The following is a 12,034-nucleotide window of genomic DNA, read 5'->3' as shown; positions in this document are numbered from 1 at the left end:
ACATGCAGGATCAGTTGCTGTTATTCGTTATTTCGTTTGTAGCCAATCTATTATCCGCCTTGGCGGGCGGGGGCGCCGGCCTGTTACAGCTACCGGCGTTATTGTTTTTGGGGTTGCCGTTCAGCGTGGCCCTTGCGACTCATAAAGTCGCCAGTGTGTTTCTCGGGCTGGGCGCCACGGCCCGGCATTTGCAATCCTCTCAATTCGATGTCCGTTTTGTCGGTTTGATCCTGCTGTCAGGCTTGCCGGGAGTGCTGCTGGGCGCCAACCTCATTTTGCAGGTGGATGACCGTTGGGCGCAATTGGCACTGGGAATATTGACGCTGAGTCTGGGAGCTTACTCTTATTTTAAACCCGATTTAGGGCATGTGTCCGATCCTAAACACCGAAACCTGCCAGGCCTGCTGTTGGGCGGTTTGGTCTTGTTTGCAATCGGTGCCGTGAATGGCTCTCTGACATCCGGTTCCGGGCTGTTCGTCACCCTTTGGTTGATTGTGTGGTTTGGTTTGGACTATAAGGCCGCGGTGGCTTATACGTTGGTATTGGTGGGGATTTTTTGGAACGGCTTTGGTGCCGCCACGTTAGGGTGGCTTGGCCACATTCAATGGGATTGGTTGCCGGCCCTGATTCTGGGGTCGCTAATCGGTGGTTACCTGGGCGCGCATTTTTCAATTATCAAAGGCAATCAATTGGTGAAACGCAGTTTTGAAGTGGTCACGGTGTGTGTTGGTGTCGCTTTGATTGTAAGAGCCGTTTGAGCCAGTCAATTTAGTCGTGTCTATGTTATAAAAAAGCCCCTTCAGAAATCTGAAGGGGCTTTTTTGTTTGCGGGTTGAAATGGGCTAAGCAATGAGGTTTTAGAATTCACCCCATTCATCACCATTATCCTGTTTCGGTTGGGAAGGCGCCGGTTTTTGCAAGCCAGCTTCCGGAGCCGGCTTACTTGGCTTACTACCAGAGCTTGTCGGTTTGTCCTCCGGTTTCGCGGCCGGTTTTTCCGGTTTGGCTTCCGGGGTTTTGGACGCCGCCAGTTTGGGGGTGGGGCGACCGCTAACCGCGGATGTCTGTGTGGTGTCTTCATGCAACCTAGCTTCTCGGACCACGGCTTTTTCGGCCAAGGACAAGTATTTGATGACTTCTTCGCTGGCGTGGTCAAGATTGCGGAATTCATGTTTGACCGCTTCGGTATCGTCGACTTTATTGGCTTCCAGAATGCGTTTGATGATGGCGTGCAACTCGGCGTGCCATTTCTCAACATCCTTCATTTCCTGAAGGTGCATGTATTTCTGACCTTCCGGACCGTAATACCATTGACCGAGCGCACATTTGTGGTGGTCGGTCGCCGCGGCATGGTCAAACTCAATGTCGATGCCTTCCACATAAGCGGTGATGATGCCTTTCCATTGGCGGTGGGCGCGGCGCGCGTGGGCAAAGGTAAACATGCCGCTTTCCATCGCCGTCCGGAAAGCGATTTGATCCAAATCGATTTTGAAGGTGCCAATCAATTCATCGACACTTTCGGCCAAGCGACTCATCTCTGCGGTTCGTTCGGCGGTTTCATCCACCAGCGTGGAGTTTTGTTGCGTCACCTGGTCAATGCTGCTGATAGCGATATTGACCTGTTCAACCCCTTTGGCCTGTTCGGCGGAGGTTTGGGAAATCTCGCTGACGTAACTGCCGATCCGAGCGATGGAGTCGTTGATCAGTTCCAGTGCCTTTCCGGATTCATCCGCCAGTTTTGCGCCTTCGTGGACTTTTTCAACAGTATTGTCGATTAACTGACGAATGTCTTTCGCGGCATCGGCGGATTTACCGGCCAGCGTTCGGACCTCACCGGCTACCACGGCAAAGCCGCGGCCGTGGTCGCCGGCACGCGCGGCTTCCACTGCGGCGTTCAACGCTAGCAGGTTAGTTTGGAAAGCGATGCTGTCAATGAGTGCGGTGATTTCGGAAATTTTGGCACTGGCTTCGTTGATTTCATTGATGGACTCAATGGTTTTGTGCACTACTTGATTGGCTTCGCGGGCTTCCGATAAAGACGCCGTGGCGGCTTCATTGGCTTCTTTCGCGTTATTGGCGGTTTGCTGGATGGTGGAGGTGATTTGTTCCATACTCGCGGCGGTTTCTTCCAATGACGCGGCCTGCTGCTGAGTGCGAGCCGACAAATCGGAGATGTCGTTGGAAATCTTGATGGTTCCATCGGACAGTTTTTTGATGGAATAGGTCGATTGCGACAGCAAGCTACCGATGTTGGTGATGGAGCTGTTGATCCCGGCTTTCAAAACCGCCAAAGTACCGTCGGTTTCCATGTCGATACGCGCACGTAAATCGCCAGTGCCTTGGGCAATCATGACTTGGGTGGTTTGTTGGATGATGCTTTCCAGTTTGTCCAGTGAGGCATTGATGTTGTCTTTCAATTCCTGGATTTCACCTTCGGCTTTTGAGGTGATTCGGCGGCCGAAGAAGCCTTCCGCAACTTGACTCATCAGTTCGTTCACTTCGTAGAAAACGCCTTTCAGAATGGTCATGGCGGCTTGGGCGTCTTTCATCGCATCGCTGAAATCGCCGCGGGTCTGGTGGTGTGTTTCGTAGTTGAAGTTACCGGCGCGGATTTCCTTGAGGATACCGCGCACTTCGCCAAAGGTTTCCTGCAAGGCTTTGGAGGCATTATTCAGATTGGTTTTCATGACCTGATAATCGCCGGTCATCGGAATGATGGTTTCGGTTTTCAGGCGGCCTTCGGAGATGTCTTTCATCATGCGGCCAGCTTCACCCAGTGAGACTTGTGCGGATTGCATCTGGTTGTTATAAGCTTCGGCCAACTGCCCCATTTCATCTTTATGGGACGCGTCGACACGGGTACTCAAATCGCCGGATTCCGTGGCGTGAGTCATGACGTCGACAATACGCTTCAACGGACGAATGACATTGGTTTTGATGAGTAATAGGAAGATGATGATCAGTGCCAGCATTGAAACGCCGACATTGACGACCGAATCGATGGCCGCGTTGGCGGCCGCTTTGTTTAAGCCATTGAGCTTGGTCATGTCCTCAATGAAAATGTGGTAACCGATCATATCTCCATTGGTATCGGTAATCGGCTTCAACGCGTAGAAAGCGCCGTTGGCAATCAACTGACCTTTATCAATCAAGCGATTGATATCGATGGCTTTCAATTTTTCGACGGTTTCCGGTGCGAAATCCGTGGTGCTGGCCAGCGTCAGGTTACCGAATTTCGGATTGTCTTTGGCTTTGACCGCGATATCCAACGCGTTAGGGGTGAACAGTGAAACGTAATCAATGGCGTCGTTTTGCAGGAATTTCACCAGGGATTTAATGCTGGAGACGATTTCGACGGAACCGAGGAACGTGGAGCCGTCTTCGCTGAATATTGGTGACAAGCTGCGGATAGCGGCACCGGCACGGCCCAGCTCAATGCCGGTGACGGCTGTTTGGCGTTCGCGAACCTGGTTGACGGTATAGCGGAACGATTTCAGGTCGTCACCGGATTTATCGCGCCAGGAACGTAGGAAAGAGTGGCCGCGTGCATCATGGATGTGAGCACGAACCGTTTGACCGGATACCTTTTTAATCAAATTGAAATCTTCGTCCAAGGCTTTTTTGGCGAGACGGTTATCGCCGCTTTCCAGTGAACGAATCACATCCGGGTTGGCGGCTAATCCGATGGCTGTATTCAAGCTGACGAGTTCATATTTGGAGACGTAGTTGTCGAGATCGCGAACAATCTGTTCTTTACGAATTTGTGCGTTTTCGTCTTCCGCCTTTAAGTAGTCGATTTCCGCAAGCGTGGCGCTGATGGCAAAACCGAGCACGACCAGGATCAAACCGGTGACCGCCAGTTTGCTCATGATTTTCATGCGATTAAACGGATTGAGTTGGTCGAAACGATAACTGGATGGTTTTTGGATTTTGCCGCGGTGAATCACTAGGCGCCCGGCATTAATGCCTTTATAGGCCGCTGAGGCGGTGGCGATTTCTTCTTTGGTGGCGGGCGTGCGGACGGAAATGTAGCCGATGGATTTGCCGTTTTCAACAATCGGAGCGGCGTTGGCCTTGACCCAGTAGTGGCGACCGTCTTTAGTGCGGTTTTTGACGATTTGCGTCCAGGAAAGTCCGGCTTTCAGCGTATCCCAAAAGTCCTTGAAGACGGCTTTTGGCACGTCCGGGTGACGCAAAATGTTGTGGGGTTGGCCGATGATTTCATCGGTAGGATAGCCACTGACCTCGATGAATTCGGAATTGGCTTCCAGGATGGTTCCTTGAAGGTCGGTTCGGGAAATGATCCGATAGTAATCCGGAATTTCGACTTGTTCATCGATAAGGGGTCTGTTTGCTTGTGTCATACCGGTGCCTCTGACAGTTTTATTGAGTTGTTATCGTTGTTATTGTCTTATTGAATCAATCGCTTAGCATAAAGTATGCCCAGCCAAATTTGTCAGCTTGCGGGAGCGTCCTTTTCCTTGCAAGGCCGAGCGATGTCTTTCGGACGGGTTATGTGCGATAAACGTCCATCACCCGCGGATAAATGTTGCCAGTTATGGCCTAATACCATTTGCGCTAACGCCGCCGTCGGCAGTAATTTGGTACCGTCTTCTTTCGGGTCGCCAATGAGAAAATGAATCAAGTCCTCAAAGCCGGGGTTGTGGCCAATCAGCAACACCCGTTCGAATCCATCCGGTATCTTGGCCAATAAGGCCAGCAGTTGGGTTCGATCGGCCATATACAAGGCGTCCTGGGTTTCGACCGGAATGTCTTTTGGCAAATTCAGGCGCTTGAGCGTTTGTTGCGCACGTTTGGCCGGTGAGACCCACACCAGGTCTGGCCAAATGTTCTGTTCGCCGAACCAATGAGCGATTTTGCAGGCGGCTTTTTTTCCTTTATCGGAAATCGGGCGGTCGATGTCGGCCGTGTCCGGTTTTTTCCAGTCGGATTTCGCATGCCGCAATAACAGCAGCTCTCGAAGTTTATTTGCCACGTCGTCGCTTACTCACTGGTTGTTTACATTCGTCAGGTGTCAATGCCGTAGTTGGCACGGTAATCTTTCATGGATGCCAAAATGGTCGAATCATCGCTTTGTTCGGTCAAAAAGTCGATGATATCGTTCAGGTCAATCACGCTGAAGACCGGAATGCCATATTCCGCTTCCACTTCCTGAATGGCGGATTGGGTTCCCTGGCCGCGCTCCATTCGATCCAATGCAACCACCACGCCGGCTGGCCGGGCACCGTGCGAACGGATGATTTCCATCGATTCGCGAATCGCCGTACCGGCGGTGATGACATCATCAATAATCAGCACATCGCCTTCCAACGGGTGGCCGACAATGGTGCCGCCTTCACCATGATCCTTCGCTTCCTTGCGGTTAAACGCATAGGGTTTGTCTAAAGCAAAATCTTTCGCCAATGCGACGCTGGTGGTGGCCGCCAGCGGAATGCCCTTATAAGCGGGGCCGAAGAGAACGTCGAACCCGACACCGCTGTCGGAGATGGTGGCCGCGTAAGCTTCCGCCAACTGGGCAAGTTGCCCGCCGGTGTTGAAGAGACCGGCATTAAAAAAATAAGGGCTCTTACGGCCCGATTTCAATGTGAATTCGCCCAGCTTCAAGACGCCGGCTTCCATGATAAATTCAATAAATTTTGCTTTGTTCATTCGTGTGTATTCATTCCTTTTCGTCAGGTTATCTTAACCATGCGGTTTTTTTTTCTCAAGCACTTTAGGGATAAAGTTTTTTGCCACTGAAATCATATATTTTTTTATGCATTTCTGTCCGCTCGAAAGGCGCTCTATCAGGCATCCGTTAAATCGCGTAGTGCAGAAAAAACGAAATTGGCACACATCCTGCAAGTGATGTCACAAAGACAATTCAGGTGACGGAATATTGACACTTTTTGTCACCTCGCATCACTCATAAAAGGACGGAAAAATGGCTATTGACCTCAGTAAAGTGGAACCTCTCGGCTCGAAAAGCGTATTGTTGGAACAGGCGCTCAGACGTCATCGCGCCCAGAACCAGGCGGAGGAGTTCAATTCGATTGATATGGAAGACATGGTTTCGCCGGATTTCGAGTGGCTGAAAGACGATAAAGTGGCGATTCAAAGTCTGGTCAAACAGATGGATGCCTCCATTGGCCAGTTGGCGAAACAAATGCATGATCTGGAAGCGGTTTCCGAAAAGTCGCGTGATAAGGTCGAAAAAGAGCAGCAATTGCTGTTCAAGCAGATTCGGACCTTGAACAGTTTGCTGAAAAAACAAGTCGATATTTTCGCCGCCGTCGAGCGTCAAATGTCCGACATCGAAATCAAAAACAATAACCTGATTCCGCAGGTCGGTATCGGGTTGATTTCCGGGTTGATGTCGGCGGTGACCATTCTGGCCACTGCGCCGTGGCTCAGTGTGTTGATTGAAAACCTGCGTGGCTGATTCAGACCGATTTCTTTTTTGTATCCTTATTACTCTCTGGCAACGGTTTTGTAAAAAAGCCGTTGCATCCTATAATGGATGGCCAACACGAATCGTGAGGACATTCCATGCAAGCCAAAGTGCTATTCAACGAACTTTTGACGCCTGACCATCCGGAAAAAGATGTGTTTCACATCGGTCTGGAAACCGAAGACGCGCTCGATTACCTGCCAGGAGACTGGTTGATGGTGTCGGCCGAAAATTCCCCCGAGCTGGTCGAGTTGGTGTTGCAGAAACTGGAACTGTCCGGCGACGAACGGATTGAGCTACGGCGGTTGGGTGAAATGCCGGTGCGCGAAGCCTTGCATTATCATCTGGAACTGACGCAGCTGAGTCCGGCGATTCTGAACAAGCTCAAACGTCAGGAAGGATTGGACGATTGGGCCGACCGTGCGGAGATGATGGCGTACGCCGAAGGGCGCGACATCGTCGATCTGCTGGAGGCGTATCCACAATTCAAAGGCCTGTCCTTTTGTGAACTGTTGGCGCCCTTGGCGCCGCGATATTATTCCATCGCTTCCGCCCCGAAGGCGGTGGGCGACAAACGCGTGGATTTGGTGTATCGCAAGGTGGCGTTCGAGCGTGCCGAGCGGGAGCGTAAAGGGCTGGTCACCACGGCGTTGAGTGCGTTGCAGTCGGGTGACGTCATTGATGTCGCCTTGAGCAAAAACCGTAACTTCAAATTGCCGCATGCTTTGGAAGATGCGTTGTGTGAACCGGCGCCGATCATTATGGTGGGTGCGGGTACCGGTATTGCGCCGTTTATCGGTTTTTTGCAGGAGTGGTTTCTGGAAGAGCGTTGTGTGCAAAATCACCAGGCCTGGTTGTTTTTCGGGGAAACCCATCGAGATAAAAGTCATCTGTTCGAGACCACTCTGGCGGAGTGGGAAACCCAAGGCTTGCATTTACGCACCGCCTTTTCCCGCGACCAGGCGCATAAAGTGTATGTGCAGGATCGACTTTGGGAAGACCGTGCTGCGGTTTGGAAATTATTGTCGGACGGAGCGTTCTTTTATTTGTGCGGCGACAAAAACCAGCTCAAAGTGGGCGTGGAAAGCGTGTTGCTGAAGATATTGCAAACCGAGGGCGGGTTGGACGAAGCGGCTGCCGAAGCACTGTGGCACGACTGGAAAAAGAGCCGACGGGTGCAGTTCGACGTTTACTGATTGCGATTCTACTGATACGTCAGTTCAAAACCGGCGGCGGCCAAACGCCCGGCTTCGACATCCAAGTCAAGCTGGGTGAGTGGGTGTTCCGGCAGCCAGTCGTTTTCGAATTGCAGGCGAATGCTGCGCTCGTCTTCAATGTAGAGCAGAATGTCCGGAATGTCGGTTTCACGCCCGCGGTGAATACGCACCGCCAAGCGCAGCAAGACGGTCAGGTATTTGAGTTTGTTGTTGTGTGGCGCATCGAACTTGTCGTAGACATCCGGCACGAACTTGCCGCGATGGTTCAATAACATGGCCGACAGCATCTGCTTTTCTTCCTGGGTGAAACCCGCCAATTCGGAATTTTCAATCAAATAGGCACTGTGATGACGGTAACGCTTGTAGCTCAGCGCCATGCCGGCTTCGTGCAGGCGCGCCGCCCAGTTCAATAACTTTTCATAACTGTAATCGCCGTCGTGCAATTGCCAACTGTTGTGGGCCTGTTTGTACAGCATCTCGCTGGTACGGGCGATGGCGTTGGCCTGTTGTAAGTCGATTTTTAACCAGGCCTGGGCGGCGGCGACACTGGTTTCGCGCACGTCTTCCGCGAACAGGCGGCCAAGGGTGTCGAATATCAGGCCTTCGCGCAAGGCGTTGGAAGACACCTGCATCTGATCGATTTTCAGTTCCTCAAAGGTGGCGATGAGAATCGCCAAGCCGCCCGGCAACACTGGCACCCGTTCGTCTTTCAAGCCTTGAATGCCGGAAGTGGCCAGCGAATCCGAGGCAATCATCGCGTCCCGCAACTGGTACATGCCGTCTAAGGTGATACCGGAAGGGCTCCAGTCATTGTCTTTCAGGATGGTGCCGATGGCCTTGATGGTGCCGGAAGCGCCCAGAGCGCAGTCCCAGCCAAGGCGTGTCAGTTTCAACAGGTGCGGGCGGATGATTTGACGGCAGGCGGAAATCGCTTTGTTCATGCGTTTTTCCGTAATGTCTTCCTTGGAAAAGAACTTTTGGGTGATGCTGACGCAGCCCATTTCGGTGCTGGTGAGGTGACTGTAGGTGAAGTTCTGACCAATGATGTATTCGGTACTGCCGCCGCCGATGTCCATCACCAGGCGTTGCTCGTCGTTTTGCGGCAGACCGTGCGCCACGCCGAGGTAAATCAGGCGGGCCTCTTCCTGTCCGGCGATGATTTGGATGCTGTGGCCAAGGGCTTGTCGTGCCTGGCTGAGAAACTCATGGCTGTTCTTGGCGTTGCGCAGGGTATTGGTGCCGACGGCGCGGACTTGGTGGGACGGAATGTTTTTAATCAACTGGCCGAAACGTTCCAGACATTCGATGCCGTTTTGAAAGGCTTGTGGGGTCAAATAACCTTTTTTGTCCAGGCCTGACCGCAACCGAATCATCTCTTTATGCTTGTCGATGATCTGTAGCTGACCGTGGACTTCGCGAGCGATGACCATGTGGAAACTGTTGGAGCCGAGGTCGATGGCGGCGTAGATATTTTGATTCGGTTCGGCGGTCGTTTCTGTCATTTTAAGCTACTGAGTTGGCGAAAAAGGGGCATAGTTTACTCGCTTTTGGCGAAAATGAAAATCGGCCGTCCCTGACCTGTCTGTTACAGCTTACTGTGAAAATGGATGATTCGCAAACGATGAACCACGCCGACTGACCATCGGCGCTTAGTCGGTTAATGGTCGGGCAATCGTTTTAGCTGGAATATTTTTCAATCAGCCAGCGCTGGGCGTTGAAGGGTTCTTCGCCGTCGGCCGGGGCTTTTTGAGTGTAGGAGCCATCGGCTTGCAGTTGCCAAGCGCCGGTGTTGTCGTTTAGGTAAATGGCCAACCCTTCGGTATAGACTTGCTGGAAGTGTTTTTTGTCCAGAATCGGGAAGCAGGTTTCCACGCGCGAGAAGAGGTTGCGGCGCATCCAATCGGCACTGGAACAGAAAAGTTCCGGCTCGCCCTGGCTGTTTTCGAAGTAATAGACGCGGTGGTGTTCCAGGAAACGACCGATGATGCTGGTGACCCGAACGTTTTCCGATAAGCCCGGCACGCCGGGGCGTAAGCTGCAAATGCCGCGCACGATTAAGTCGATTTCCACGCCGGCCTGAGACGCTTCGTAGAGAGCGTCAATCATGCCTTGTTCCTGCAAACCGTTCATTTTGGCAATGATGCGCGCCGGTTTGCCCTGCCGGGCGTTTTCCGCTTCGCGTTGAATGCGTTCAACCATGCCGCTCTGTAAGGTGAACGGGGACTGCAACAGCACCTGCAAGTTTTTGGTGTCGCCCAAACTGGTCAGTTGTTGGAAGATTTTTGAGACATCACGTCCCATTTCCGGGTGGGCGGAAAACAATCCGAAATCGGTGTAGAAACGTGTGGTGATGTGGTGATAGTTACCGGTGCCGAGATGGACGTAATGGCGTAAATGCTCGCCTTCGCGGCGCACCACCAGAATCATCTTGGCGTGGGTCTTGTAACCGACCACGCCGTAAACCACATTGACCCCGGCATCCTGCAGGCGGTTGGCCTGGATGATGTTGTTGTCCTCGTCGAAGCGGGCACGCAGTTCTACCACGGCGGTGACTTCCTTGCCGTTTTTGGCGGCTTTTTCCAAGGCGTCGATAATCGCCGATTTTTCACCGGTTCGGTAAAGGGTCATGCGAATCGCTAGTACGTTCGGGTCCTTGGCGGCCTGTTGCAGGAACTCGATGACCGGCGTGAAAGAATCGTACGGGTGGTGCAACAGGATGTCGCGCTGTTGAATTTGGTCAAACAGGGTTTGCGGCGCCTTGTTGCGGGTAAAGAGTTTGAACGCGCCTTGTTTGGCTTCCTTGACCGTCAACTGTCTCGGTGAATAAGGTTCGAACAGCAGGTCTGGTCGTTTGGCCAAATCCGGCACGGCGTTGAGGCGGTGCAGGTTCACCGGACCGTTGACCTGATAGAGTTGTTCTTCGTTCAGGTTGAAGCGGTCCATCAGGTATTCGTACATGTTTTTCGGACACTTGTCGGAGACCTCCAGACGAATGGCGCCGCCGTATTGACGGCTGCTCAGTTCGCCTTCCAGTGCGCTCATAATGTCGTCCACTTCCTCTTCGTCGATGAACAAATTGGTGTTACGGGTGATACGAAATTGGTGACAGCCGGTCACGGTCATACCCGGAAAGAGGTTGGAGACGTTGGAGTGCAACACGGATGATAGGAAAACGAAATCGTTCGAACCGTCGGTGGCTTCCGGCGGCAGTTTGATGATGCGCGGCAAGGAACGCGGTACCTGTACGATGGCTAAACCGTTGGAGCGTCCGAAAGCGTCTTTGCCTTCCAACGAGACGATGAAGTTCAAACTCTTGTTCAGCAGTCTCGGGAAAGGGTGTGACGGATCTAACCCCATCGGACTCATCACCGGCTGTAAGGATTTGATGAAATAGTTACGGATCCATTCTTTTTGTTGGTCGGTCCAGTGGTTGCGGCGCAGAAAACGAACCCCTTCTTTTTCCAGTTCGGGAATCAGAATGTTATTAAGGGTGTGGTATTGGTCGTCCACCAATTCGTGGGCCACGTCCGACAACACCTCAATGGCGTCGTGCGGCGTCAGGTTGTCGGGTTGGGTGCGTGCGGACGGATCTTTGCACAACTCATACAGACTGGCTAGGCGCACCTCAAAGAATTCATCCATGTTGCTGCTGGAAATACATAGAAATTTCAAGCGTTCCAACAATGGAATGTCGGGGTTTTTCGCTTGGGCCAAAACGCGACGGTTAAACTCGAGTAAGCTTCGTTCTTGGTTGATGTAGGGGGTGTCAATCGTCGTTTCGGTTTCCATGGCGTCCTCTGATATTGTTGTTATGGTCGACTGTGCAGCTGGCCGAGTGCCAACCTTCATATTTTCCTCTTTCTAGGCCGATTTACAAGAGGGATTCGGTGTGGCGTTGCAAAGACAGCCGTTCGTGACAGGCAGTATAGAGCCGCTAGATGACGATAAAATGAAATTTGCGCTCAGTCTTTCGAACGGTCTTCGGACTCAGATACGGAAGTCGGGGGCTTGTCGGCGGTCGAAGCCTTCTTGTCATGATGCGAGCAACCGCATTCCGGCACCGGGTCAACACCGCCAGGGTTGCCGGGATGGCATTTGGAGACCCGTTTGACGCCCAGCCATAATCCACACAAGACACCGTGTTGTTGTATCGCTTCAATGGTGTAGTGGGAACAGCTCGGATAAAAGCGACAGCGTGGCCCCAGTAATGGACTGATGAATAGCTGGTAAAAGCGAATCGGCAGAATGACAAGCCATTTGAACGGGTTCATGACGGAAGCGGTTTTCTCGGTTGAAAATAGAAAGTGTTACTTTATCACATTCACGGTTGCGTGAAGATGATTTTGTCAGGATATGAAAATTTCAT

The 12,034-nt window shown here is 52.2% G+C and carries 9 protein-coding genes; 3 read left to right on the top strand and 6 right to left on the bottom strand.

The features are described from left to right. Positions 1 to 2: 2 nt before the first annotated feature. The gene (locus EPV75_RS10475) at positions 3 to 758 is read left to right on the top strand and encodes a sulfite exporter TauE/SafE family protein (RefSeq protein WP_029938851.1); all 756 of its coding nucleotides are present in this window, start codon (positions 3 to 5) and stop codon (positions 756 to 758) included. A gap of 99 nt (positions 759 to 857) precedes the next feature. On the opposite strand, the gene EPV75_RS10470 is transcribed toward EPV75_RS10475, so the two are convergent. The 3 genes from EPV75_RS10470 to pyrE all read right to left on the bottom strand — a co-directional run bounded on the left by EPV75_RS10470 (position 858) and on the right by pyrE (position 5,670). Continuing rightward, positions 858 to 4,364 (bottom strand): methyl-accepting chemotaxis protein, encoded by a 3,507-nt coding sequence (locus EPV75_RS10470; protein WP_128385353.1) that lies wholly within the window; start codon positions 4,362 to 4,364, stop codon positions 858 to 860. Positions 4,365 to 4,456: 92 nt separating this feature from the next. Continuing rightward, positions 4,457 to 4,996: a SixA phosphatase family protein gene (locus tag EPV75_RS10465; RefSeq protein WP_127119260.1), complete on the bottom strand. Its 540-nt coding sequence runs from the start codon at positions 4,994 to 4,996 to the stop codon at positions 4,457 to 4,459. A 32-nt stretch (positions 4,997 to 5,028) separates the two neighbouring features. Then, positions 5,029 to 5,670 carry an orotate phosphoribosyltransferase gene (pyrE, locus tag EPV75_RS10460; RefSeq protein WP_128385352.1) on the bottom strand — a complete coding sequence of 214 codons (642 nt, stop codon included), beginning with the start codon at positions 5,668 to 5,670 and terminating at the stop codon, positions 5,029 to 5,031. Between the two features lie 274 nt (positions 5,671 to 5,944). Between pyrE and EPV75_RS10455 the strand changes: the two genes are divergently transcribed. Then, positions 5,945 to 6,442, top strand: coding sequence for a hypothetical protein (locus EPV75_RS10455; protein WP_029938847.1), 498 nt, complete (start codon positions 5,945 to 5,947; stop codon positions 6,440 to 6,442). A 107-nt stretch (positions 6,443 to 6,549) separates the two neighbouring features. After that, on the top strand, positions 6,550 to 7,647 hold the full coding sequence (locus EPV75_RS10450; RefSeq protein WP_029938846.1) for a ferredoxin reductase domain-containing protein: 1,098 nt from the start codon (positions 6,550 to 6,552) through the stop codon (positions 7,645 to 7,647). Positions 7,648 to 7,655: 8 nt separating this feature from the next. Here EPV75_RS10450 and ppx read toward each other — a convergent pair whose 3' ends face one another. The 3 genes from ppx to yidD all read right to left on the bottom strand — a co-directional run bounded on the left by ppx (position 7,656) and on the right by yidD (position 11,939). Further along, positions 7,656 to 9,170 (bottom strand): exopolyphosphatase, encoded by a 1,515-nt coding sequence (ppx, locus tag EPV75_RS10445; RefSeq protein ID WP_127119263.1) that lies wholly within the window; start codon positions 9,168 to 9,170, stop codon positions 7,656 to 7,658. Positions 9,171 to 9,345: 175 nt separating this feature from the next. Beyond that, positions 9,346 to 11,457 carry a polyphosphate kinase 1 gene (gene ppk1 / locus EPV75_RS10440; protein WP_128385351.1) on the bottom strand — a complete coding sequence of 704 codons (2,112 nt, stop codon included), beginning with the start codon at positions 11,455 to 11,457 and terminating at the stop codon, positions 9,346 to 9,348. A 173-nt stretch (positions 11,458 to 11,630) separates the two neighbouring features. Next, entirely contained in the window at positions 11,631 to 11,939 is a 309-nt protein-coding gene (gene yidD / locus EPV75_RS10435; protein ID WP_128385350.1) for a membrane protein insertion efficiency factor YidD, read from the bottom strand. Positions 11,940 to 12,034: the final 95 nt, after the last annotated feature.

The organism is Hydrogenovibrio thermophilus, assembly GCF_004028275.1.
GTDB lineage: Bacteria > Pseudomonadota > Gammaproteobacteria > Thiomicrospirales > Thiomicrospiraceae > Hydrogenovibrio > Hydrogenovibrio thermophilus.
Note: the sequence above shows the minus strand (reverse complement) of the source record. Positions and strands in the feature narration are given on the sequence as shown.